This is a genomic window from Mesorhizobium sp. M1273 (assembly GCF_040318195.1).
Taxonomy (GTDB): Bacteria; Pseudomonadota; Alphaproteobacteria; order Rhizobiales; family Rhizobiaceae; genus Mesorhizobium.
The window spans coordinates 32772-56157 of sequence record NZ_JAMYLV010000035.1 but is presented as its reverse complement, the minus strand read 5'-3'; the positions used below and the strand labels follow the sequence as shown (position 1 = coordinate 56157).

The 23386-nt window shown below is 61.5% G+C and carries 34 protein-coding genes; 1 reads left to right on the top strand and 33 read right to left on the bottom strand.

The window, feature by feature from the left end:
* Positions 1–68 precede the first annotated feature (68 nt).
* The 10 genes from NKH30_RS27105 to NKH30_RS27060 all read right to left on the bottom strand — a co-directional run bounded on the left by NKH30_RS27105 (position 69) and on the right by NKH30_RS27060 (position 9964).
* Positions 69–1958: an MFS transporter gene (locus tag NKH30_RS27105; protein ID WP_352471819.1), complete on the bottom strand. Its 1890-nt coding sequence runs from the start codon at positions 1956–1958 to the stop codon at positions 69–71.
* Positions 1959–2145: 187 nt separating this feature from the next.
* Positions 2146–2937 (bottom strand): ATP12 family chaperone protein, encoded by a 792-nt coding sequence (locus tag NKH30_RS27100; protein WP_352997539.1) that lies wholly within the window; start codon positions 2935–2937, stop codon positions 2146–2148.
* Between the two features lie 2 nt (positions 2938–2939).
* Positions 2940–3797, bottom strand: coding sequence for a DMT family transporter (locus NKH30_RS27095; RefSeq protein ID WP_502911529.1), 858 nt, complete (start codon positions 3795–3797; stop codon positions 2940–2942).
* A 68-nt stretch (positions 3798–3865) separates the two neighbouring features.
* Positions 3866–4846 (bottom strand): RluA family pseudouridine synthase, encoded by a 981-nt coding sequence (locus NKH30_RS27090; RefSeq protein WP_352451037.1) that lies wholly within the window; start codon positions 4844–4846, stop codon positions 3866–3868.
* 62 nt (positions 4847–4908) lie between these two features.
* Entirely contained in the window at positions 4909–5247 is a 339-nt protein-coding gene (locus NKH30_RS27085; protein WP_352451038.1) for a DUF190 domain-containing protein, read from the bottom strand.
* Positions 5244–5615 carry a CrcB family protein gene (locus NKH30_RS27080; RefSeq protein ID WP_352451039.1) on the bottom strand — a complete coding sequence of 124 codons (372 nt, stop codon included), beginning with the start codon at positions 5613–5615 and terminating at the stop codon, positions 5244–5246. The genes NKH30_RS27085 and NKH30_RS27080 overlap by 4 nt, the downstream gene beginning before the upstream one ends.
* A gap of 122 nt (positions 5616–5737) precedes the next feature.
* Positions 5738–6124 (bottom strand): fluoride efflux transporter CrcB, encoded by a 387-nt coding sequence (gene crcB, locus NKH30_RS27075; RefSeq protein ID WP_352997535.1) that lies wholly within the window; start codon positions 6122–6124, stop codon positions 5738–5740.
* Positions 6125–6155: 31 nt separating this feature from the next.
* Positions 6156–6986: an aspartyl/asparaginyl beta-hydroxylase domain-containing protein gene (locus NKH30_RS27070; protein ID WP_352772929.1), complete on the bottom strand. Its 831-nt coding sequence runs from the start codon at positions 6984–6986 to the stop codon at positions 6156–6158.
* A 136-nt stretch (positions 6987–7122) separates the two neighbouring features.
* Positions 7123–8433, bottom strand: coding sequence for a replication-associated recombination protein A (locus tag NKH30_RS27065; RefSeq protein WP_352469154.1), 1311 nt, complete (start codon positions 8431–8433; stop codon positions 7123–7125).
* A gap of 43 nt (positions 8434–8476) precedes the next feature.
* A complete protein-coding gene (locus NKH30_RS27060; protein WP_352997534.1) occupies positions 8477–9964 on the bottom strand; it encodes a DegQ family serine endoprotease in 1488 nt (495 codons plus the stop codon).
* Positions 9965–10096: 132 nt separating this feature from the next.
* Between NKH30_RS27060 and NKH30_RS27055 the strand changes: the two genes are divergently transcribed.
* Entirely contained in the window at positions 10097–10765 is a 669-nt protein-coding gene (locus tag NKH30_RS27055; protein ID WP_352997533.1) for a hypothetical protein, read from the top strand.
* A gap of 22 nt (positions 10766–10787) precedes the next feature.
* Here NKH30_RS27055 and rplQ read toward each other — a convergent pair whose 3' ends face one another.
* From rplQ to rplB, 23 genes are all read right to left on the bottom strand, one after another.
* A complete protein-coding gene (gene rplQ / locus NKH30_RS27050; RefSeq protein WP_023675127.1) occupies positions 10788–11219 on the bottom strand; it encodes a 50S ribosomal protein L17 in 432 nt (143 codons plus the stop codon).
* A gap of 116 nt (positions 11220–11335) precedes the next feature.
* The gene (locus NKH30_RS27045; protein WP_023675128.1) at positions 11336–12346 is read right to left on the bottom strand and encodes a DNA-directed RNA polymerase subunit alpha; all 1011 of its coding nucleotides are present in this window, start codon (positions 12344–12346) and stop codon (positions 11336–11338) included.
* A gap of 104 nt (positions 12347–12450) precedes the next feature.
* Entirely contained in the window at positions 12451–12840 is a 390-nt protein-coding gene (rpsK, locus tag NKH30_RS27040; RefSeq protein ID WP_006205444.1) for a 30S ribosomal protein S11, read from the bottom strand.
* A 138-nt stretch (positions 12841–12978) separates the two neighbouring features.
* Positions 12979–13347: a 30S ribosomal protein S13 gene (gene rpsM, locus NKH30_RS27035; RefSeq protein WP_006205445.1), complete on the bottom strand. Its 369-nt coding sequence runs from the start codon at positions 13345–13347 to the stop codon at positions 12979–12981.
* A gap of 198 nt (positions 13348–13545) precedes the next feature.
* Positions 13546–14157 carry an adenylate kinase gene (locus tag NKH30_RS27030; RefSeq protein WP_352471809.1) on the bottom strand — a complete coding sequence of 204 codons (612 nt, stop codon included), beginning with the start codon at positions 14155–14157 and terminating at the stop codon, positions 13546–13548.
* Positions 14154–15494 carry a preprotein translocase subunit SecY gene (secY, locus tag NKH30_RS27025; protein WP_352471807.1) on the bottom strand — a complete coding sequence of 447 codons (1341 nt, stop codon included), beginning with the start codon at positions 15492–15494 and terminating at the stop codon, positions 14154–14156. Before secY ends, NKH30_RS27030 begins: the two co-directional genes overlap by 4 nt.
* A 191-nt stretch (positions 15495–15685) precedes the next feature.
* Complete coding sequence (gene rplO, locus NKH30_RS27020) at positions 15686–16159, bottom strand: 50S ribosomal protein L15 (protein WP_352997532.1); 474 nt, start codon at positions 16157–16159, stop codon at positions 15686–15688.
* 22 nt (positions 16160–16181) lie between these two features.
* Positions 16182–16379: a 50S ribosomal protein L30 gene (gene rpmD / locus NKH30_RS27015; RefSeq protein ID WP_006205449.1), complete on the bottom strand. Its 198-nt coding sequence runs from the start codon at positions 16377–16379 to the stop codon at positions 16182–16184.
* Positions 16380–16403: 24 nt separating this feature from the next.
* A complete protein-coding gene (gene rpsE, locus NKH30_RS27010; RefSeq protein WP_006333394.1) occupies positions 16404–16967 on the bottom strand; it encodes a 30S ribosomal protein S5 in 564 nt (187 codons plus the stop codon).
* Positions 16968–17050: 83 nt separating this feature from the next.
* Positions 17051–17410, bottom strand: coding sequence for a 50S ribosomal protein L18 (rplR, locus tag NKH30_RS27005; protein ID WP_023675132.1), 360 nt, complete (start codon positions 17408–17410; stop codon positions 17051–17053).
* 86 nt (positions 17411–17496) lie between these two features.
* A complete protein-coding gene (gene rplF, locus NKH30_RS27000; protein WP_023675133.1) occupies positions 17497–18030 on the bottom strand; it encodes a 50S ribosomal protein L6 in 534 nt (177 codons plus the stop codon).
* Positions 18031–18119: 89 nt separating this feature from the next.
* Positions 18120–18518: a 30S ribosomal protein S8 gene (gene rpsH / locus NKH30_RS26995; RefSeq protein ID WP_006205453.1), complete on the bottom strand. Its 399-nt coding sequence runs from the start codon at positions 18516–18518 to the stop codon at positions 18120–18122.
* Positions 18519–18530: 12 nt separating this feature from the next.
* Positions 18531–18836: a 30S ribosomal protein S14 gene (gene rpsN, locus NKH30_RS26990; protein ID WP_352451046.1), complete on the bottom strand. Its 306-nt coding sequence runs from the start codon at positions 18834–18836 to the stop codon at positions 18531–18533.
* A gap of 27 nt (positions 18837–18863) precedes the next feature.
* Positions 18864–19442, bottom strand: a complete 579-nt coding sequence (gene rplE / locus NKH30_RS26985) for a 50S ribosomal protein L5 (RefSeq protein WP_008875670.1) — start codon at positions 19440–19442, stop codon at positions 18864–18866.
* Complete coding sequence (gene rplX, locus NKH30_RS26980) at positions 19435–19749, bottom strand: 50S ribosomal protein L24 (RefSeq protein WP_254817150.1); 315 nt, start codon at positions 19747–19749, stop codon at positions 19435–19437. The genes rplE and rplX overlap by 8 nt, the downstream gene beginning before the upstream one ends.
* Before the next feature lie 12 nt (positions 19750–19761).
* Positions 19762–20130 (bottom strand): 50S ribosomal protein L14, encoded by a 369-nt coding sequence (gene rplN, locus NKH30_RS26975; RefSeq protein ID WP_006205457.1) that lies wholly within the window; start codon positions 20128–20130, stop codon positions 19762–19764.
* A gap of 82 nt (positions 20131–20212) precedes the next feature.
* Positions 20213–20452, bottom strand: a complete 240-nt coding sequence (gene rpsQ / locus NKH30_RS26970; protein ID WP_023675136.1) for a 30S ribosomal protein S17 — start codon at positions 20450–20452, stop codon at positions 20213–20215.
* 11 nt (positions 20453–20463) lie between these two features.
* Positions 20464–20664 carry a 50S ribosomal protein L29 gene (gene rpmC / locus NKH30_RS26965; RefSeq protein ID WP_006205459.1) on the bottom strand — a complete coding sequence of 67 codons (201 nt, stop codon included), beginning with the start codon at positions 20662–20664 and terminating at the stop codon, positions 20464–20466.
* 13 nt (positions 20665–20677) lie between these two features.
* Positions 20678–21091 carry a 50S ribosomal protein L16 gene (gene rplP / locus NKH30_RS26960; protein WP_006205460.1) on the bottom strand — a complete coding sequence of 138 codons (414 nt, stop codon included), beginning with the start codon at positions 21089–21091 and terminating at the stop codon, positions 20678–20680.
* Positions 21092–21118: 27 nt separating this feature from the next.
* Positions 21119–21844 (bottom strand): 30S ribosomal protein S3, encoded by a 726-nt coding sequence (gene rpsC / locus NKH30_RS26955; RefSeq protein WP_023675137.1) that lies wholly within the window; start codon positions 21842–21844, stop codon positions 21119–21121.
* Positions 21844–22233, bottom strand: a complete 390-nt coding sequence (gene rplV / locus NKH30_RS26950) for a 50S ribosomal protein L22 (RefSeq protein WP_006205462.1) — start codon at positions 22231–22233, stop codon at positions 21844–21846. Before rplV ends, rpsC begins: the two co-directional genes overlap by 1 nt.
* Positions 22234–22235: 2 nt before the next feature.
* Entirely contained in the window at positions 22236–22514 is a 279-nt protein-coding gene (gene rpsS / locus NKH30_RS26945) for a 30S ribosomal protein S19 (protein ID WP_006205463.1), read from the bottom strand.
* Positions 22515–22530: 16 nt separating this feature from the next.
* Positions 22531–23364 carry a 50S ribosomal protein L2 gene (rplB, locus tag NKH30_RS26940; protein ID WP_023675138.1) on the bottom strand — a complete coding sequence of 278 codons (834 nt, stop codon included), beginning with the start codon at positions 23362–23364 and terminating at the stop codon, positions 22531–22533.
* Between the last annotated feature and the right edge of the window lie 22 nt (positions 23365–23386).

Genomic DNA, 23386 nt, shown 5'->3' with positions numbered 1-23386 from the left:
ACTTGATAGATTGGAAAAGCCCGGCGCGATCGCTCGCGCCGGGCTTTGCTTTGAACCGGACAGGCCGGCTACTGTTTGGTGTGCAGGTCCGTTCCGAGCGTATCCCTGACAAAGATCATGCCGATGATCAGCGACATCGCCGCGATCACCACCGGGTACCACAGTCCATAGTAGATATCGCCCTTGTAGGCGCTGAGCGCGAACACCGTCGCCGGCAGCAGCCCGCCGAACCAGCCATTGCCGATATGGTAGGGCAGCGACATGCCGGTGTAGCGGATGCGGGTCGGGAACATCTCGACCAGGATCGCGGCGATCGGCCCGTAGACCATCGTGACGAAGATCACGAGGATGAGCAGGATACCGATCGTCATCGGCCAGTTGACCGCCGCCGGGTCGGCGAACATGGCGAAGGGACCACCGCCCGGTACGGTGTAGACGGTGACCTCGGGAGCTCCCGCAGCCTCATCGGCAGTCAGCAGCTTGTCCTTGATCGCCTGGTCGGTCGGAACCATGGCCTTCTCGCCGGCGCGGATCGCGGCCGCATCGAGCTTCAGTTCGGGATTGGCCGCGATGAAGGCTTCGAGCTTCTGATCCGGCACCTTCGCCGCTGCCCGTTTCAGCGGATAGCCGCCGTCCTGAAGCGCCGTGTTTACCGCCTTGGCGAAAACAGCGTCCTTGGCCTTGGCTTGATCGCCGGCTGCGGTGGCGTCATACGACTCAACCGTCTCGTTGCCGATTTTGACCGACGCAGGAGTGCCGGGCGCTGCCGTGGCCACTACGTCATAAGGCACCGAGTTCTTGGTCAGAAACGAGGTGGCGATATCGCAGGACGTGGTGAACTTCGCCGTGCCCACCGGGTTGAACTGGAACTTGCAGTCTCCCGGTGCCGCGGTCACCGTCGCACGGGTGTTCTGCTGCGCTGTGGCGAGCGCCGGGTTGGCTGCCCAGGTCAGCGCCTTGAACAACGGGAAGGTGCAGACGATCGCCAGTGCAAGGCCGGCCATGATAATCGGCTTGCGGCCGATCTTGTCGGAGAGCCAGCCGAACACGACGAAGAAGATCGAGCCAACAGCCAGAGCAATCGCGATCATGATGTTGACCGATTGCGGATCGACCTTGAGCACGTTCTGCAAGAAGAACAGCGCGTAGAACTGGCCATTGTACCAAACTACGGCCTGACCGGCCGTGAGGCCGAGCAGCGCCAGCAGCGCGATCTTGGCGTTCTTCCACTGACCGAAGGCTTCTGACAGCGGCGCCTTGGAGCCTTTGCCTTCGTCCTTCATGCGCTGGAAGGTCGGCGATTCAGAAAGCGACAGCCGGATCCAGATCGAAATGCCGAGGAGGAGGAAGGAAACGATGAACGGAATGCGCCAGCCCCAGGCGGCGTAGGTTTCCTTGGTCATCGACCCCTGGACGATCAGGATGACGATCAGCGACAGGAACAGGCCGAGCGTTGCCGTCGTCTGTATCCACGACGTGTAGTAGCCGCGGCGATCGTCGGGTGCATGCTCGGCGACATAGGTGGCGGCACCGCCATACTCGCCACCGAGCGCCAGGCCTTGCAACATGCGCAAGATGATCAGGATCACGGGAGCGGCGATGCCCAAAGTCGCATAGCCAGGCAGCAAGCCGACCAGGAAGGTCGACAGGCCCATGATCGTCATGGTGACAAGGAAAGTGTATTTACGGCCGACAAGGTCGCCGATGCGGCCGAACAGCAATGCGCCGAACGGGCGCACGAGGAAGCCAGCGGCAAACGCCAGCAGCGCGAAAATATTGCGCGTCGCTTCCGGAATGGTTGGACTGAAAAAAGTCGAACCAATGAACACTGCCAGCGAGCCGTAGAGATAAAAATCGTACCATTCGAAAACGGTGCCGAGCGAGGAAGCGAAGATGACCTTCTTCTCCTCGCGCGTCATGCCGCGGCTTGTTTTGCCGGCGGTCGATGCCATTGCCATGAGCGTATCCTCCCGTGTGATTCCGTCAGTCCTCGATGCTGCGCGTCATCGTCCGCGTTTCCTCGGAACGCAGACTCAGTACAGCCACCAGTACAAAAAATGACAGAAAGCGCCGTCCAGAGGCAGACCGTCTTTGGGATTATGACTTTGGTCTAATGTGCAGTGCGAAATAGAAACGACGGTGCGGTCAGCCTTTGAGAGCTTCGAGCAGCGTGACTGCCGCCATCATGTCGCGCTTGCGGGCCGCGCGGTGCGCGACGGCCTCGGCATCATGGCCCCATTGCTCGGCCTGCCAGTCCTCGTCGACATGACCGGCAGCCCAGGCCGCCTCGCCGTCGAGCTCGCCGAAGTCGACGGCCAGCGCCAGCAGCGCCGATCCGGTCAGCGACGTCATGACGTGGATGGCGGCAAGGCGCAGCGGATCGGCACGTTGGGCAAGATGCTGGCCAAGCAGCGCGATACTCTCGCGCGGCTGTTCGACATGGATCACGCCTTCGGCAAGATGGAACCGGGCGCCGAGCGCGCTGCGCACCCAGTCGATGACCGGATCCCAATGCTCGTTCTGCCGGTCGACGAGTCCTTGGGGCGCATCGGCGCGGTAGCAGAGCAGATCGGACGAGGCAAAGCGCAGGATGTCCTCCAGCACGGCCTGGGGATCACTGGCGACGCCATCGATTGCCGTATTGACCAGACGCATCACCGGCATCGTCACCGGGTTGATGGTCTCCTCCTGTGCGGCGAATTCCTCGGCGACGAGAGCAGCCGCCTTTTCGGTCGGCAGCTCCAGCAGCGCCTTGGCCGGCGTGCGGACGGGCTTGCCATCGAGATGGACGGCAAAACCGTCTTCGACCGGTGCTACCGCGACGGTCTTGTAGAAGCGCTTCGGCAGCGGCGTCTTCATCTGGATCTGGGCGCGACGCACCGGGTCCGGATCAGAGAGCAGCTTTCCAGCTTCGAGGTCGTTCAATATATCGCGCATGCTCATCCGGGACTTTGTTTTCGGGCCGGCCGGTTGACGATGATGAGTCCGGCGGCGATCAGGGCGAGTGCCAGGAAGATACGAACGGTCAGCGGCTCGTTCAAGAACACGGCGCCGCACAGCACACCAAATACCGGCGACAGGAAAGTGAAGCTCGACAGTCCAGATGCAGGGTAGCGCCGCAGCAGCCAGAACCACAGCACATAGGTGAAGGCGACGACATAGACGGCCTGGAACAGCAGAGCCAAGGTCGGCAGAAGAGTAAAGTTGCGGACGGGCGGCCCGGCAAAGGGCATCACCAAAATGCCGACGACAGCGGCTCCGGCCAGCTGATAGAGCAGCAGCTTTTCGGCGCTGGCCGTCACCAGCTTCGACCGCTTGATGACGATATTGGTCACGGCCCACAGAATGCCGGCACCGAGACTGAGCAAATCGCCACCCAATGTTGCGCCGCCATTGGCGCTCAGTTTATCGGAAAACACCGCGATCAATCCAGCGAAAGCGAGCAGAAGACCAACGAGCTTGCGTGCCGTGATGCTTTCGCCCAGCAGGAAATGACCGCCGACCAACATCCAGAACGGCATGGTGTTGACCAGCAAAGTGTTGCGCACGACAGTGGTGTGCTCGAGTCCGACATAGAGAAACAGGAACTCGAAACCGAAAAGCGCGCCGGCCAGAATGCCGGCGACGAGGGTCTTGTCGGGCGTGAACAGCGCAATGCCGCGCCAGCGGCACCAGCCGAAAACACACAAGCCGCCGATCACCGAGCGGGCGATCGACAGGAAAACGGGATCGTAGCCGGCATAGGAGATCTTGGCGGCGACGTAGTTCAGCCCCCAGGAAAAAGTCAGCCCAACCATGATGGCGGCTGCCGCCAGATCGACCGCGTCACGGCGGTCGAGGGTTTCTGTGGCGACGCCCACCGTCGCTAGTCCTCGGCACTCTGCTCGTCGAAACCGAGCAGGTTCCAGCTCTGGCGCATATGCGGCGGCATCGGTGCGGTGACGTCGACAAAGCCCTTGTCGGGATGCGGGATAACGATGCGGCGCGCGTGCAGATGCAGCCGGTTCTGCATGCCGCCTGGAAAATCCCAATTGGTGTCGGCCTCGAAATATTTGGGGTCGCCGATGATCGGGCAACCGATATGGGCGGCATGGACGCGAAGCTGGTGGGTGCGCCCGGTATAGGGTTCCATTTCCAGCCAGGACAGCGTCTGCGCCGCCTGCTCGACTATGCGGTAATAGGAGACGGCGTGATCGGCGCCCTTTTCGCCATGCTTGGCGATACGCACACGATCGCCGTCGGGCGTCGGTTCCTTGATCAGCCAGGTCGAGATCTTGTCCTCGCGCTTCGGCGGCACGCCCTTGACCAGTGCCCAGTAGGTTTTCTTCGTCTCACGCGCCCGGAACGCTTCGGCGAGCTTCATGGCGGCGAGCCTTGTACGGGCGACAACCAGCACACCCGACGTATCGCGGTCGAGCCGGTGCACCAGGCGCGGCTTCTCGCCCTTCTGGTTGCGCCAGGCTTCCAGCATGTCGTCGACATTGCGGGTGACGCCCGAGCCGCCCTGCACTGCCAGGCCGGCCGGCTTGTTGAAGACGAAGACCTTCGGGTCCTCATGGATCAGCATCTTTGCCAAAACGTCGGCGTCGCCCTGGTTGCGGATCGAATGACCGGTGAGCGGGCTTTCACCTTTCTTGTCGACTTCGAGCGGCGGCACACGCACCGTCTGGCCGGCTTCGACGCGGGTATCGGCCTTCACCCTGCCGCCGTCGACGCGGATCTGGCCGGAACGCAGCAGCTTCTGCAGATGACCGAAACCGAGACCGGGGAAATGGCTCTTGAACCAGCGGTCGAGCCGCATGCCCGCCTCGCCGGCGTCCACTGTGATCTGTTCAACGCCTGCCATGATTCCAATCGCCGTTTTGCAGGCATGCAACGGCATTCGCCGGTACCCGCAATCTCACTCGCTTATTCGTTGTCGGTTCCATATTGCAGAACCTGAACTTTCTCCAGCGTAATCAAACCACTTGTCATGATTGTTTCAAGCACGGGCAGGAAAGCGGCCAATTTTTCCTCGTCATCGACGATCTCGATGACGAGTGGCAGATCCTCCGATAGGCGGAGGATCTTCGTGGTGTGAAGCCGGCTGGAATGGCCGAACCCCATCGCGCCGCGCAGGACGGTCGCGCCGGCTATCTGCATTTCGCGGGCCCTCAGCACAATAACCTCATACAGCGGACGGCCATCTGCCCTGTCGTTTTCGCCGATAAAGATGCGCAGCAATTGTGCCTGTGTTGGTATCTTCATTGCCTGGACCCTCTCAGCCGGTTGAGCCGAACTGCAAAGATGTGGCCAAGCCAGACGGCGGCAAGCCAGGCCACCACGGAGATCGCGATATTGAGTCCCGCGGCCACAAACCTCCCGCCTTGCGCGAGGATGAGTGTTTCAAGGCTGAAAGCGGAGAAGGTCGTCAGGCCGCCGCAGAAGCCGGCCATGAAGAATTGACGTTGCAGCGGACCGGCGAAGACGCGACCATCCGGTCCCGTCAATGTCGCGTAGAAGCCGATGAGGAACGAGCCAACAATATTGACGAGGAGCGTGCCGAAGGGAAATCCAGCGCCCCACAGGGCAGTGCTCGTCGATGAGGCAAGCGCCCGCAACACACCGCCGATCATGCTGCCTGCGGCTACGGTCGCATAGAGCCGAACCGTTTCGTTGGTTCTGCGACGGCCAATGAGGCGCGCCGCATGCCCTGCCGCAGTGTCCGTCCCGTCGTGGCGGAGCTTCCGCAGGCCGCTCACCGCGCCCCGCCGCCAATCAGAAGACTTCCGGCGGCAAAGCCCAGCGTCACGCCGCCGAGGCTCAGAAAAACCGAAAGCAGCACATTTCCGCCGGCGCGCCGCCATTCGCCCTCGCGCGCCAGCGCCAGCGTCTGCAGGCTGAAGGAAGAAACCGTGGTATAGCAGCCGAGGCCGCCGGTAACGGTAAGGGCCCAGATGGCGGGCATGCCGTCGCGCGCCACCGCATGCGCAACGACACCGATTGCAAACGCTCCCGAGACATTGACGGCCATAGTGCCCCAGGGAAAGGTCTCGCCGACCCGGCGGGCGACGAAGCCGGACAGGAAGAAGCGGGCCATTGCACCGATCGCGCCACCAAGGCAGACAAGCAACAGATGATACATCGTGCTCCCTCGCGCCGGTCACACCATGGTGTCAGGCGGCTCCGGCCTTCTTCGGCTTGCTGGAGCCGATCATCTTCCAGTTCTTGTAGAACATGGCATTGATGCGCTCGACGCTGACCGAAACGATGGCGAGAAGAGCGGCGATCAGGCCGGGAAATGGCGATGGCCGGATGATGTCCATGAACACGCAGTAGCGGCGCCCATCATATTCGTTGACCGATCGGTGCAGCAGCGTGTCGTCGAAAATATAGAGCGGGTTGTCGTGCCAGTAGTTCCTGGCGTTGTTGCACTCGACGAAAACCTCGGCCTTCACCGGGAGAAGATTGTAGAGAATGCGCAGGCTGAGCCGCAGCGGTCCGAAATGCCAGGAGGTCGATTCCCTGCCCCTGAACACCGACACGGCGATGGTCTTGATGTATTTGAAATCCTTGTTGAATTCGGCAACGTTGTCGATTTTGTGCTTGCCATACCACTGGTAGACATACATGCCGCGCCGGCCGCTGCCGAAATTGGCGTCGATATCGGCGATGATCTCGTCCTTGCGCGCTTTGAAGACGTCGAGAACCTCGTTGACCTCACGCTGATAGTCCGGAGGAAACTGGTCCAGTTTCCAGACACCGCGGTTTCTGTAGCACAGCAGATCGACCAGCAGATTGAAGGGCGAAAGCAGCCAGGTGAAGATGCCGTTGCCGAGAAAATAACCACTGAACAGGGCCCAGCTCTTGTTGTCGTTGCGCAACACGTCGATCAGGCCGAGGACAATGAAAATTGTCGTCAGGATGGGAATGAAATAGAAGCCGAGCGCCAGCAGCGGGATCGCTATGGCGAATTTCCGGAGGGTCTTGCGAGTTCTTTTTGTCATTTTTCCACGCGCCAGGCGCGATTCCGTTCTGAATATCGTCGGTACGTTTCTGGCCTGTCCGCCGGCCGAAGGCGCACCTTGATAGGGTTTTTTATCCCGCCAGACAACGGCGATCACACCAGTGTGCGACTGGCAGCTACTTTTCCCGCTCGCTGCGCAGCTTCGCCCAATAATCAAGCCGCTTCCTGATATCGCGCTCGAAGCCGCGCTCGGGCGGGTCGTAGAATGTCTGCCTTCCCATCTTCTCCGGAAAATAGTCCTGGCCGGAAAAAGCGTCGGGCTCGTCGTGGTCGTAGCGATAGCCGGCGCCGTAATCTTCCTGTTTCATCAGCTTGGTCGGCGCATTGAGAATGTGCTTGGGCGGCAGCAGCGAACCGAATTCCTTCGCCGCCTGTGTGGCGGCCTTGAACGCGGTATAGACTGCATTGGATTTCGGCGCGGTGGCGAGATAGACGGTCGCCTCGGCGAAGGCCAGTTCGCCCTCGGGCGAGCCCAGATAGTCATAGGCGTCCTTGGCGGCGTTAGCGACGACGAGCGCCTGCGGGTCGGCCAGCCCGATATCCTCCATCGCCATGCGCACCAACCGGCGCCCGAGATAAAGCGGATCTTCGCCGGCGTCGAACATGCGGGCCAGATAGTAGAGTGCCGCGTCGGGGTCGGAGCCGCGCACCGATTTGTGCAAGGCGGAGATCAAATTGTAGTGGCCGTCCTGTCCCTTGTCGTAGATCGGCGCGCGGCGCTGGACGATGCGCTGCAGAGCTTCGGCACCGAACACCTCCTTTGATTTCGCTGCGCGCCAGACCTCTTCGGCGAGCGTCAATGCCGCGCGGCCGTCGCCATCGCTCATGCGGATGAGCATCGCCCGTGCCTCATCATCGAGCGGCAGCGCCCTGCCCTCTGCCTCCTCGGCCCGCGCCAGCAGCTTGGCGATGCTGTCCTCGCCGAGCGAGTGAAAGACCAGCACACGCGCGCGCGACAACAGCGCGGCGTTAAGCTCGAAGGACGGGTTCTCCGTGGTGGCGCCGACCAGCACGACGGTGCCGTCTTCCATCACGGGCAGAAAACTGTCCTGCTGGGCGCGGTTGAAGCGATGGATCTCGTCGACGAACAGCAGTGTCTGGCGGCCGTTCGAGCGGCGCAGCTTCGCTGCCTCGAACACTTTCTTCAGGTCGGCAACGCCGGAAAACACCGCCGATATCTGTTCGAAGGCGAGGCTTGTCTCGCCGGCAAGCAGCCGTGCGACCGTGGTCTTGCCAGTGCCGGGCGGGCCCCAGAAGATCATCGAGCCGAGCGAGCCGGAACCGATCAGCCGCGTCAGCGCGCCGTCGGGTCCGGTCAGATGCTCCTGGCCGACGACCTCGCCAAGGTTCTTCGGGCGCAGACGGTCCGCCAGCGGCCTGCCGGGCGGCGTCTTTTCCGGTTCGTCGACACTGAACAGATCGGCCATGCAACTTCTTCTGCCTGGAGTCCGATCATGCTGACGGTCGGGCTCAGTAACGCAACACCTGGCGCAGTATCTGCCCGCCGCGCTCGACGGTAAAGCGCCACCAGCGCGTATCCTGTTGGGCTACCTGCTCCAAGGTCGCCGCCTTGTCGATCGTCAGGCCATTGACCTCACGCACGATGTCCCCTGGCTGGAAGCCAAAATCGGCAGCGGGCGAATCGCGGTTGATGTCGACCACGGTGACGCCTTTGACATCGGTGCGCAGACCGAGCCGTTGGGCAAGCCGTGGCGACAGTTCAGCGACTTTGGCACCCGAAAACGGGCTACGCCCGCGCAATGTGAGCTCCGCAGCCTTGGCGCCTTCGGGCGGTCGTTCCAGGGCGATGTCCATCATCGCCTGCTGACCCTTGCTCAGGACGCCGAAGCTGGCATTCGTACCAATCGACAGCGTCGCCATGCGGTAGTCCAGCGCCCCGACGCTCTCGACCGGCTTGCCGTTGAGCGACAGCACCACGTCGCCAGGCTTGAGCCCTGCCTTGGCCGCAGGTCCCGCCTCTTCGACCGAAGAAACCAGCGCACCGGTCGGTTTGTCAATGCCGAGCGATTCGGCAATCTGCGGCGTCACCGCCTCGAACTCGGCACCTGCATACGGCCGCTCGAAGAAGTCGAGCCCGGCCTTGGCCGCATCGGCGAAAGCGCGGACCATGTTCGAAGGGATGGCAAAGCCGATGCCGATCGAGCCGCCGCTACGGCTATAGATCGCCGTGTTGATGCCGATCAGCTGCCCTCCCATGTTGACCAGCGCGCCACCGGAATTGCCGGGGTTGATGGCGGCGTCGGTCTGGATGAAGAAGCTGGAATCGGAGACGCCGATATGGCTGCGCGCCACGGCCGAAATGATGCCGCTGGTGGTGGTCTGGCCGACACCGAACGGATTGCCGATCGCCAGCACCAGATCGCCGACCTCGAGCGCGTCGGAATCGCCGATAGCGATCACCGGGAACGGCTTGTCAGAAGAAATCTTGAGCACGGCGAGGTCGAGCGTCTCATCCTTGAGCAGCACCTTGCTGTCGAATTCGCGCCCGTCGGCGGTCGCTACCTTGACCTGGTCAGCGTTCTTGACGACGTGGAAATTGGTGACCACGACGCCGGTGGGATCGACCAGCACCCCCGAACCGAGCGAAGACTGCGCGCGCGGCTGCGAGCGGCCGAAGAACTCCTCGAAGAACGGATCGCCGTCGAAGGGCGACGTCACCTTGGCGGTTTGCGAGGCGTAGACATTGACCACGGCCGGCGCTGTCTGCTTGACCAGCGGCGCGAAGGACAGTTGCACCTCCTCGCGGCCGAACGGCACGCGCTTGTCGGGGCCGGAAGTGGCGTTTTCGCCTTCGACGCCATGCAATAGATCCGTCAGCACGTCGGACAAACCGGGGTCTGGCTTGTTCTCCTCCGCCAGCGCGTGCCTGGCCGCCGGCACGATGGCCAGCGCCATCAAGGCGCAGATCAGAACAAGGGACAGCCGTTTAACGCGCATTCCGAATCCTCCAAGTCGGGCGCCATTGTCCTGACGATTGTGCAAAATGAAAGGCTAAGCCGCTGAAATCCGATTATTTTGGGCGGCAAAGCGGTTATAGGTCGAGGTGAAACCGGAAAGCCGTGTCGGCAAATGAAAAAACAGCTCGTTTCATTCCGTGATTTTTTGGTGACCGGCACTTTGGGGCCTGTTATCCCCGGCATGAAAATGATCGAAATTGCCGAAGCGTTCGGCGCGCCGGATGATTGGATCACCAAGTATGCCGAGACGATTCCCGTCTATTGGATATATGGTCAGCTCGAAGCTTCCTTTGATAACGAGCCGCCTTACGATCTGAATTGGTTTCAGATCGAACATGTGCATGCCATCCGCGGCAAGACCGAGCGCATAACCGACCAATTTGCTCTTTCAATGGATGGGTTCGACAGCAGAACAAAGCCATCGGAATTCCTGAACGCGGGCCTGTGGACACCAGAAGAAGCTATGGTCTTCTACATCGCATCGAGGAACGACATCGACCTGAACATCTGCGCGGGTCCGATCCAGATTTATTTCCGCGTTGATACCGACTTCATCGAAGATCGGGACGCCGAAAAATATCTGAACGGCGTGACTGTGTCCCAATTGATATGCGATATCGATCACCGAACGGAGATCGACAGTGTTTATTCCTATTCGCATCCCGCAATCGAGCAAATAACAAAGGCGATTGATTGGAAGTCAATAAGCGGAAGAAACTACCTCAACTTTGCTCGGCAAGAGGTAGCCGCCCCAATGAAAAAGGGGCCGCAGGCCCCTTAAACTCACTCAGAAAAACCAAGCCTTATGCGGCTGCGGCTTCCTCTTCGGTGCCTTCGGCCTCGATGCGGGCGCGATCGCCGGCGCCCTTGGCAGAGGTGTCGCGGTCGACGAATTCGATGACGGCCATTGCGGCATTGTCACCGTGGCGGAAGCCGGCCTTCATGATGCGCAGATAGCCGCCGTTGCGGGTGGCGTAGCGCGGCGCGATGGTATCGAACAGGCGCTTGACGACGCCTTCATTGCCGATCTGGGCAATAACCTGGCGGCGGGCGTGCAGGTCGCCGCGCTTGCCGAGCGTCACCAGCTTTTCGACGATCGGACGCAAATCCTTCGCCTTCGGCAGCGTGGTGAGGATCTGCTCGTGCTCGATAAGCGACACGGCAAGGTTGGCAAACATCGACTTGCGATGGCTTATGCTGCGGGCGAACCGGCGGCCTTTAAATCCGTGGCGCATGGCTCTTCTCCTTCATTGCGGTTTCAAGAGGCCTGAGCCTCAGTTGGTTAGCCGCATGATCTTGTCCGAAAAGTCTGCAACTTTTTGCTGCGCTGACCTTCGGTTCGGGATCATGCTTAATATTGATCTTCGTAACGCTTGGCGAGGTCTTCGATGTTTTCCGGCGGCCAGTCCGGCACTTCCATGCCGAGATGAAGGCCCATCGCCGCCAGGACTTCCTTGATCTCGTTCAGCGATTTGCGGCCGAAGTTCGGGGTGCGCAGCATCTCGGCTTCGGTCTTCTGGATCAGGTCGCCAATATAGACGATGTTGTCGTTCTTCAGGCAGTTGGCCGAACGCACCGAAAGCTCGAGTTCGTCGACCTTCTTGAGCAGCGCCGGGTTGAAGGCAAGCTCGGTAACCTGTTCGGCGGCGACTTCCTTCTGCGGCTCGTCGAAATTGACGAATAGGCCGAGCTGGTCCTGCAGGATGCGAGCGGCGAAGGCCACCGCGTCCTCGCCCGAAATCGAACCGTCGGTCTCGATGGTCATGGTCAGCTTGTCATAGTCGAGAACCTGGCCCTCGCGGGTGTTCTCGACCTTGTAGGAGACCTTCTTGACCGGCGAATACAGGCTGTCGACGGGGATCAGCCCGATCGGCGCGTCCTCGGCGCGGTTACGGTCGGCCGGCACATAGCCCTTGCCGGTATCGACGGTGAATTCCATGCGGATTTCAGCGCCTTCGTCCAGCGTGCAGATGACGTGGTCGGGATTGAGGATCTCGACGTCGCCGACCGTCTGGATGTCGCCGGCGAGAACCGCGCCCGGTCCCTGCTTGCGGACGACCATGCGCTTGGGGCCGTCGCCTTCCATGCGGATGGCGATTTCCTTGATGTTCAAAACGATGTCGGTCACGTCCTCGCGGACGCCGGCGATGGACGAGAATTCATGCAGAACGCCGTCGATCTGCACGGCGGTTACAGCCGCGCCACGCAGCGAAGACAGAAGCACCCGGCGCAGCGCGTTGCCTAGGGTGAGGCCGAAGCCGCGCTCGAGCGGCTCGGCGACCAGCGTGGTCAGCGTCTTCTTCTTCGACGAGAACTCGATCTTGTTCGGCTTGATCAGTTCTTGCCAATTTTTCTGGATCATAGTGCTTTCCTTCCGTTGTCCCGCCACCATCCAATCGTGGCGGGCGACCTGGAATGCCGTGGAGGAGCGCCCTTGAGGCGCTCGCGCGGCGTTCGGTAAATTCTTTAGACGCGGCGCTTCTTGCGCGGACGGCAGCCGTTGTGCGGGATCGGCGTCACATCACGGATCGAGGTGATGGTGAACCCTGCTGCCTGCAGTGCGCGCAACGCCGATTCACGACCGGAGCCGGGTCCACAGACCTCGACCTCGAGCATGCGCATGCCGTGTTCCTGAGCCTTCTTGGCAACATCTTCGGCAGCCATCTGGGCAGCGAAAGGGGTCGACTTGCGCGATCCCTTGAAGCCCTGGGCTCCGGCCGACGACCAGGCAATCGAATTGCCCTGTGCGTCGGTGATGGTGATCATCGTGTTGTTGAAGGTCGAATTGACGTGGGCAACGCCCGACGAGATATTCTTGCGTTCGCGACGGCGAACACGAGCGGCTTCCTTGGCCATGATAGTCCTTTCAGTTGATCTCTACACCGCCGTAATGCCAGCGGCTCCACCAGGGAGAAGGCAGTGGGGGAATATGGCAGTAGGGCAGTATGTCTGCCGTCCCTATTGCCTACTGCCCTACCCCCTTACTGCCCTAAATTACTTCTTCTTTCCGGCAATCGACTTGGCCGGGCCCTTACGGGTGCGCGCATTGGTGTGCGTGCGCTGGCCACGAACCGGCAGCGAGCGACGGTGACGCAGGCCGCGGTAGCAGCCGAGGTCCATGAGCCGCTTGATGTTCATCGACACTTCGCGGCGCAGGTCGCCCTCGACCTGGTAGTCGCGGTCGATGGTCTCGCGGATCTGCAGCACTTCCGCGTCGGTCAGTTGGTTGACGCGGCGCTCGGCCGGGATGCCGACCTTGTCGACGATCTCCTGGGCGAACTTCTTGCCAATGCCGTGAATGTATTGAAGCGCAATGACAACGCGCTTGTTGGTCGGAATGTTGACGCCGGCTATACGAGCCATGTTCTTCTCTTCTCCATATAGGCCGGGCGAGCCGGCGCTTCAAGTTGCCCCGCGTCCGGTGGAGGCCGGCCCTTGCGGGAGTTTCCAGTTCAAAGCGGCCTGCCTTGCCCTTGCGGACAAGCAAGCCTCATGCCTGATAGGAAGACGGGCCGCCATACCCCAGCGGACCGCTCCAGTCAAGCGCAATCGTTCGATTCTCTAGCCGGCCGCCTGGCCAACCCGCCGGGTCGTCGCCCTGAGCACCGCCTCGATCTGCTGCGTCACCGCATCGATGTCGGCCATGCCATCGACGCCCCTGAGTTTACCCTTGGCGTAGTAGTAGCCGATCAGCGGCGAGGTTTTCTTGTAATATTCCCTCAAGCGTTCTTCGAACACCGCTGGACTGTCGTCTTTGCGCACCGGCAGGCCTGCGGCCTTGGCTTCTTCGGCTCGCTTGACGATTCGGCCAACCAGCGCCTTGTCGTCGACGACAAATTCGATGACCGCGTCTAGCTCCAGTCCGCGATCCGACAGCATTTCCTCAACGGCGTCCGCTTGCACCAGAGTTCGGGGATACCCGTCAAGGATGAAGCCGTTTGCGCAATCAGCTTGATCGATGCGCTCTGCTACGATGGCGTTGACGATAGCGTCGGACACCAGTTCGCCAGCGTCCATCACCGCTTTGGCGCGCTTGCCGACTTCGGTGCCGGCCTGGACAGCAGCACGCAGCATGTCCCCCGTGGAAAGCTGTGGGATGCCGTGTCGTTCTACCAGTCTCAGTGCTTGTGTCCCCTTGCCCGCCCCCGGCGGTCCAAGCAATATCAACCTCATCTGGCCTTTTTCCCCCCGCGCAGCTTCGACTTCTTGATCAGGCCCTCATACTGGTGCGCGATCAGGTGACCCTGAATCTGCGCCACCGTATCGAGCGTTACACTGACCACGATCAGGAGCGAAGTGCCACCAAGGTAGAACGGTACGCCAGTCGCTGAAATCAGGAACTCGGGCAGCAGACACACCAGCACCAGATAGATGGCGCCGACGACGGTGATGCGGGTGAGCACATAGTCAATATAGTCCGCGGTGCGCTCGCCCGGGCGATAGCCCGGGATGAAGCCCGAATGCTTCTTCAATTGGTCCGCGGTGTCCTTCGGGTTGAAGACGATCGCCGTGTAGAAGAAGGCGAAGAACACGATCATCGCCGCGTAGAAGGCCATGTAGAGCGGCTGGCCATGACCGAGCGATGCCAGGATGGTGCTGGCCCAAGCGGGCATGTTCGTCGTCTGCGAGAAACCGGCGACGGTCGCCGGCAGCAGCAATAGCGACGAAGCGAAGATCGGCGGAATGACGCCGGATGTGTTGAGCTTCAGCGGCAGATGCGAGGTATCGCCCTGGAACATGCGATTGCCGACCTGGCGCTTGGGGTACTGAATCAGCAGGCGGCGCTGGGCGCGCTCGAAAAAGACGATCAGGCCGATAACGATAATGGCGAGCACGATGATCGCCAGGATCAGGCCGGTCGACAGCGCTCCGGTGCGGCCTAGCTCCAAGGTACCGGAGATGGCGCGCGGCAGGCCGGCGACAATGCCGGAGAAGATGATCAGCGAAATGCCGTTGCCGATGCCGCGGGCGGTGATCTGCTCGCCGAGCCACATCAGGAACATGGTGCCGCCGACCAGCGTGACGACGGTCGAGATGCGGAAAAAGATGCCGGGATCGTTGACGATGCCGTTTCCGCCCTCGAGCCCGACCGAAATGCCGTAGGCCTGGACCAGCGCCAGAAGCACGGTCCCGTAGCGCGTATACTGGTTGATAATCTTGCGGCCCTGCTCGCCTTCCTTCTTCAGCGCTTCCAGCGACGGAATGACCGAGGTCATCAGCTGCATGATGATGGAGGCGGAGATATAGGGCATGATGCCGAGGGCAAAGATCGCCATGCGCTGCACGGCACCGCCTGCAAACATATTGAACATGCCAAGCACGCCCTTGCTCTGCGACGAGAAGGCGTGGGCAAAGGCGTCCGGATTGATGCCGGGCAGCGGGATATAGGTGCCAAGACGGTAGACGAGCAGCGCGCCGATGGTGAACCAGATGCGCTTCTTCAGATCCTCGGCCTTGGCGAAGGCCGAGAAATTCAGATTCGAGGCTAGTTGTTCAGCAGCCGAAGCCATGCCTGATTCTCCGCTTGGTCACGCTCGATGCCCGCAGCTCAGGCGGCGCGTGTCACCGAAACTCACGAGATAAGCTCCGGACTGCAAACATGCAAGCGGCCGCGTTGATGCGGCCGTCACATCTGTCGGATCAAAGCACAACCGCAGGCAAAACCGAATTCCACCTTTGCCGGCCGTGCTTCAAATTGCCGTTACTCGGCGGCTGCCTTCTCAGGCAGCTTCACCGAGCCGCCGGCCTTTTCGATCTTCTCGATCGCGGCCTTGGAGGCTCCGGCCACGTCGAAGGCAAGCTTGGCCTTGATGTCGCCGTCTGAAAGGATGCGCACGCCGTCCTTGACGCGACGGATGACGCCAGCCGCAACCAGCGCCTCGGCCGTTACAACTGTCTTGGCGTCGAGCTTCTTGGCATCGAGCGCCGCCTGGATGCGGGCCAGCGACACGACGGTGAAGTTCTTGGCGAAGATATTGTTGAAGCCGCGCTTCGGCAGGCGGCGGTAGAGCGGCATCTGGCCACCCTCGAAGCCGTTGACGGCGACGCCGGAGCGCGCCTTCTGGCCCTTGACGCCGCGACCGGCGGTCTTGCCCGAACCGGAGCCGATGCCACGGCCGAGACGCTTCTTGGAGTGCGTCGCGCCGTCCTTGTCACGCAGATCATTGAGTTTCATCTGGGTTCTCCTGCGCTCTGGTTCAGCCCTCGTCCACGACGCGGACGAGATGCTGGACGGCAGCGATCATGCCGCGCACCGAGGGCGTATCCTCCAGCGTGCGCTGCTTGTGCATCTTGTTGAGGCCGAGGCCGACCAGCGTTGCGCGCTGCTCCTTCGGCCGGCGGATCGGCGAACCGATCTGCTCGACGGTGATGGTCTTGGTTGCTTTCTTGGCCATGGTCAAATCCCTGGTCAGCGTCGACTATTCTTCAGCCGCAACGGCGGTGCCGCGGCGGGCCTGAAGGGTCGAATACTTGATGCCGCGCGCGGCAGCCACATCCTTCGGATGCATCTGGCTCTTCAGCGCGTCGAACGTGGCACGAACCATGTTGTAGGGGTTCGAAGAACCCATCGACTTGGCGACCACGTCATGCATGCCGAGCGTTTCGAAAACGGCGCGCATCGGGCCGCCGGCGATGATGCCGGTACCTTGCTTGGCGGCGCGCAGCAGAACGCGTCCCGCACCCCAGCGTCCCTCGACGTCGTGGTGCAGCGTGCGGCCTGAGCGCAGCGGCACGAAGATCATGTCGCGCTTGGCCGATTCGGTCGCCTTGCGGATCGCCTCCGGCACCTCGCGCGCCTTGCCGTGGCCGAAGCCGACGCGGCCCTTCTGGTCGCCGACGACAACAAGTGCCGCAAAGCCGAAGCGCCGGCCGCCCTTGACGACTTTGGCGACACGGTTGATGTGGACGAGCTTGTCGACCATGCCGTCGTCGCGCTCTTCGCGATCACGGCCGCGGCCGCCATCCCTACGTTCCTGTGCCATATCCTGTTCCTTGTTTTTTTCCGGAAGCACGGTTGATGATGATATCCGGCGCCTCTGTGGGTCGCCGGGGGCGAATTTCGTTTTTAGAAGCTCAGACCACCTTCACGGGCAGCCTCGGCAAGCGCCTTGACACGGCCGTGGTAGATGTAGGCGCCGCGGTCGAAGACGACTTCCTTGACGCCGGCCTTCGAGGCACGCTCGGCGATCAGCTTGCCGATGGCAGCGGCGGCCGCCGTGTCGGCGCCGGTCTTGAGCGAGCCCTTGAGCTCCTTCTCGAGCGTCGAAGCAGCCGCGATGGTGTGGCCCTTGGCGTCGTCGATCACCTGGACATAGATGTTCTTCGACGTGCGATGGACCGACAAGCGCGGACGATCGCCGGCAACCTTCTTGATCTGGCGGCGGACGCGCTGGGCGCGGCGTTGGGTGGATTCTTTCGAGCCCATGATATCAGTTCCTTGCCTTCAAAAAAACGGGGGCAACCATATGCGGTAGGACGAGCCTCCCGCGACCGCTCCCCGCGGCGTTAAAATTACTTCTTCTTGCCTTCCTTGCGGACGATCTTCTCGCCGGCATAGCGGACACCCTTGCCCTTGTAGGGCTCGGGGCTGCGATACTCGCGGATCTCGGCGGCAACCTGGCCGACCTGCTGCTTATCGATGCCGGTCACCGTGATTTCCGTCGGCTTCGGCACCGAAATCGTCACGCCCTGCGGCGTCTCGTAGACGACGTCATGGCTGAAGCCGAGCGCCAGCTGCAGGTTCTTGCCCTGCATGGCGGCACGATAGCCGACGCCGGTGATCTCGAGCTTCTTTTCGAAGCCGTCCTTGACGCCCTGCAGGATGTTGACGATCTGCGTGCGTGACATGCCCCACTTGGAACGGGCAGTCTTGGTCTGGTCGCGCGGCTGGACAGCGATCTCGCTGCCTTCCATCTTGACCAGCACTTCGTCGTTCACCACGAACTTCAGCTCGCCCTTCGGACCCTTCGCCGTCACGGTCTGGCCGTTGACGGTCGCGGTCACGCCCTGCGGCAGCGAAACGGGTTTCTTTCCAATACGAGACATTTTGTTGTCCTCGTCACTTCTCTTGTTTCAGGTCTCGGCTTTCGGGACTAGATCCCGAAAACCTGTTTCCAACCGGGTCACATACCAGATCAGAAGATCTGGCAGAGGATTTCCCCGCCGACATTCTGTTCACGCGCTTCGTGGTCGGCCATCACGCCCTTCGGCGTCGAAAGGATGGCGATGCCGAGGCCGTTGGCGACGTGCGGTATCGACTTGGCCGAAACGTAGACGCGGCGGCCGGGCTTCGAGACCCGAGCGATTTCGCGCACCACCGGCGCACCATCGAAATACTTCAGCTCGATCTCGATTTCGGACTTGCCGTTGTCGAAGTCGGTCTGGCTGTAGTCGCGGATATAGCCTTCCGCCTTCAGCACGTCGAGGACGCGGGTACGCAGGCGCGAGGCCGGCGTCGAAACGCTCGACTTCTTGCGGCCATATGCGTTGCGGATGCGGGTCAGCATATCGCCGAGAGGATCGCTCAATGACATGTTATGTCCTCCTTACCAGCTCGACTTGACCAGGCCCGGGATCTGGCCGTTATTGCCGAGATCACGAAGCGCGATACGCGATACTTTGAGCTTGCGATAATAGGCACGCGGACGTCCGGTGACTTCGCAGCGGTTGCGGATGCGGGTCTTGGCCGAGTTGCGCGGCAGCGCCGAAAGCTTCAGCTGGGCGCGGAAGCGCTCTTCCATCGGCTTGGACTGATCCATGATGATCGCCTTGAGCACCTCGCGCTTGGCAGCGAACTGGTCCGCAAGCTTGCGGCGCCTGTTGTTCTTCTCGACTGAGCTGGTCTTTGCCATTTCAGATTTTTCCTTTTCTCGCTGCCGTTACTGGCGGAAGGGGAAGTTGAAGGCCTTGAGCAATGCCCTGGCTTCGTCGTCCGTCTTCGCAGTCGTACAAACGATGACGTCCATGCCCCAGATCTGATCAACCTTGTCGTAGTTGATCTCCGGAAACACGATGTGTTCCTTGATGCCCATGGCATAGTTGCCACGGCCATCGAAGCTCTTCGGATTAAGTCCGCGGAAGTCGCGGACGCGCGGCAGTGCGATGTTCACGAGGCGGTCGAGGAACTCGTACATGCGTTCCTTGCGCAGCGTGACCTTGGCGCCGATCGGCATCTTCTCGCGGACCTTGAAGCCGGCGATCGAGTTGCGGGCGCGGGTGACGACGGCCTTCTGGCCGGCGATCATCGCAAGGTCTTCCGCCGCGATCGAAGGCTTCTTCGAATCGCCGGTCGCCTCGCCGACGCCCATGTTCAGCACGATCTTGTCGATGCGCGGAACCTGCATCTCGTTCTCGTAGCCGAACTGCTCCTGCAGCGCCTTGCGGATGGTCTCGTTGTAGACCTGCTTGAGGCGCGGCGTGTTCTGGGCAGTTGCCTGCTTGGTTTGAGCCTTAGCCATTGATGACTTCTCCCGAGCGCTTGGCGACGCGCACCTTCTTGCCGTCCTTCTGGAAGATGAAGCCGACCCGGGTCGGCTTGCCATCCTTGGGGTCGGCCAGCGCGATGTTCGACAGCTGGATCGGCGCTTCCTTGGTGATGATCCCGCCCTCTTGGGACTGGGACTGCTTCTGGTGACGACGGATCAGGTTGACGCCGCGCACCAGCGCGGTGTCGTCCTTCGGCTGTACCGAGAGGACTTCGCCCGAACGACCCTTGTCCTTGCCGGCCAGCACGACGACCTTGTCGCCTTTTCTAATCTTCTGCATTGGTCCGGCTCCTTACAGCACTTCAGGCGCGAGCGAGATGATCTTCATGTGGTTCTTGGCGCGGAGTTCGCGCGGAACCGGTCCGAAGATACGCGTGCCGATCGGCTCTTTCTTGTTGTCGACGAGAACGGCTGCGTTCTTGTCGAAACGGATCACGCTGCCGTCCGGGCGGCGGATGTCCTTGGCCGTGCGAACCACGACCGCCTTCATCACATCGCCCTTCTTGACGCGGCCGCGCGGGATGGCTTCCTTGATCGACACCACGATGATGTCGCCCACGGAAGCGTATTTCCGCTTCGAGCCGCCCAGCACCTTGATGCACATGACACGACGGGCGCCGGAATTATCCGCGACGTCGAGGTTTGTTTGCATCTGAATCATGACTGGCCGCCTTCTTCTTTTCTAACGGGACGGGTTTCTCACCCCTCCCCGGTCTGTCCAAAATTCGTTTCGTTGGCCCTGATCAGGCCTGGTCCGAAGACACCACGACCCAGCGCTTGTCCTTGGAAATCGGCTTCGATTCCTGGATGAACACCTGATCGCCGACCTTGTGGGCGTTGTTCTCGTCGTGCGCCTTGTACTTCTTGGTCATGCGCACGGTCTTCTTCATCACGGGATGCGTGAAGCGCCGTTCGACCTTGACGACAACCGTCTTCTCGTTCTTGTCGCTGACGACGGTGCCCTGCAGAATGCGCTTTGGCATGGTTTTCGTCCTTAAGCCTTCTTGGCCGCGGACTTTTCCGCAGCGATGGTCTTGATACGCGCAATGTCCTTGCGGACCTGCCTCACGCGCGCGGTCTTCTCAAGCTGGCCGGTGGCCTTCTGAAAGCGCAGGTTGAACTGCTCCTTCTTCAGGCTGGCCAGGTCGTCGGTCAGCTGGTCCTGGGTCTTGGTCCGGATGTCTTCGGCTTTCATGATCAGCCCGTCCTTATTCTGCGATGCGCTGTACGAAGCGCGTCCTGACCGAGAGCTTGGCCGCGCCGAGACGCAGCGCCTCACGGGCGGTTTCCTCGTTGACGCCGTCGATCTCGAACATGATGCGGCCCGGCTTGACGCGTGCCGCCCAGTAGTCGACCGCGCCCTTGCCCTTACCCATACGGACTTCGGTCGGCTTCGACGTCACCGGCACGTCCGGGAAGATACGGATCCACACGCGGCCGGCACGCTTCATCTCGCGGGTGATCGCGCGGCGGGCCGCCTCGATCTCACGCGCGGTGACGCGGTTCGGCTCAAGCGCCTTCAGCCCGAAACCACCGAAATCCAGGTTGGTGCCGCCCTTGGCGGTACCGTGGATGCGGCCCTTGAACTGCTTGCGGAACTTTGTGCGCTTTGGCTGCAGCATCGTTCTAACTCCAAATTCCTAAATGTCTTACGCGTTTTCGCGACGGCGACCGCGTTCGCGCTCACCACCACCGCCATGCGCATGATCGCCCTCGGTGGCGCGGCGCTCCGAAGCCATCGGGTCGTGCTCGAGGATTTCGCCCTTGAACACCCAGACCTTGACGCCGCAGATGCCGTAGGCCGTATTCGCCTCGGCCGTGCCGTAGTCGACGTCGGCACGCAGCGTATGCAGCGGCACGCGGCCTTCGCGATACCATTCCATGCGCGCGATCTCGGCGCCGCCGAGACGGCCGGCGCAGTTGATGCGGATGCCTTCGGCACCGAGGCGCATCGCCGACTGCACGGCACGCTTCATGGCGCGGCGGAACGCGATGCGGCGCTCGAGCTGCTGGGCGATCGACTGGGCGACCAAGGTCGCGTCGATCTCCGGCTTGCGCACTTCGACGATGTTCAGATGCGTCTCGGACTTGGTCATCTCCATTAGCTTCTTGCGAAGCTTCTCGATGTCGGCGCCCTTCTTGCCGATGATCAGGCCCGGACGCGCCGCATGGATGGTGACGCGGCACTTCTTGTGCGGACGCTCGATCACGACTTTCGAGATCGCAGCCTGCTTGAGTTCCTTCTCAAGATATTTGCGGATCTTGATGTCCTCGTGCAGCAGCTTGCCGTACTCGCCGGTGTTCGCGAACCAGCGCGAATCCCAGGTGCGGTTGATGCCGAGACGCAGACCGATCGGATTGACTTTCTGGCCCATTATGCGGCCTCCCCTTTTTCTTCGACTTCACGAACGACGATCGTGAGGTGCGAGAACGGCTTCTCGATACGGCTGGCGCGCCCACGGCCACGGGCATGGAACCGCTTCATGACGATCGACTTGCCGACATAGGCTTCCGCCACGATCAGCGCATCGACGTCGAGGTCGTGGTTGTTTTCCGCGTTGGCGATCGCCGATTCCAGCGTCTTCTTGACCGTGCCGGAAATCCGCTTGGCCGAGAATTCGAGGTCGGAAAGCGCTGTCGCGACCTTCTTGCCGCGGATCAGCGCGGCAACCAGGTTCAGCTTCTGCGGGCTGATACGGATCGTGCGCAACACGGCGCGCGCTTCGTTGTCAGCAAGCCTGCGCGGAGCTTTGGCCTTGCCCATGATTATTTCCTCTTCGCCTTCTTATCCGCGCCGTGACCGTAATAGGTCCGGGTCGGAGCGAATTCACCGAACTTGTGACCGACCATGTCCTCGTTCACCGAGACGGGAACGTGCTTCTGGCCGTTGTAGACACCGAAGGTGAAGCCGACGAACTGCGGCAGGATGGTGGAGCGGCGGCTCCACATCTTGATCACCTCATTGCGACCACCTTCACGAACCTTGTCCACCTTCTTCAGAAGGTAGCCGTCGATGAAGGGGCCTTTCCAAATCGAACGAGTCACTTGGCGTTACCTCTTCTTAGCTCTTGCGCTGATGGCGCGAGCGCAGGATGAACTTGTCGGTCGCCTTGTTGGACCGCGTCTTCTTGCCCTTGGTCGGCTTGCCCCAGGGCGAAACCGGATGGCGGCCACCCGAGGTGCGGCCTTCGCCGCCGCCATGTGGATGGTCGACCGGGTTCATGGTCACGCCGCGATTGTGCGGACGTTTGCCGCGCCACACGGTGCGGCCTGCCTTGCCGTCATTGATGTTGCCGTGGTCCGGGTTAGACACGGCGCCGACAGTGGCCATGCAGGAGCCGTGGACGACACGCTGCTCGCCCGAATTGAGGCGCAGGATCGCCATGCCCTGGTCGCGGCCGACGAGCTGGCCATAACCGCCGGCCGAACGGGCGACCTGAGCGCCCTTGCCGGGCTTCAGCTCGATATTGTGGACGATCGTGCCGACCGGCATCGAGGCCAGCGGCATCGCGTTGCCCGGCTTCACGTCGACCGATTCACCGGCCACGATCTTGTCGCCGGGAGCCAGACGCTGCGGGGCGATGATGTAGGACAGCTCGCCATCGTCATACTTGATCAGCGCGATGAAGGCGGTGCGGTTCGGATCGTACTCGATGCGCTCGACCGTGCCGACGACGTCGAACTTGCGGCGCTTGAAGTCGATGATGCGGTAGGTGCGCTTGTGACCGCCGCCGATGAAGCGGGCTGTGATGCGGCCGTAATTGTTGCGGCCGCCCGACTTGGTCAGGCCTTCGGTCAGGCCCTTGACGGGCTTGCCCTTGTAGAGGCCCGACCGATCGACGATGACCAGCTGACGGGTGCTCGGCGTTACCGGGTTGAATTTTTTCAGTGCCATTGTTCTGTCCTCGCGACCTTGC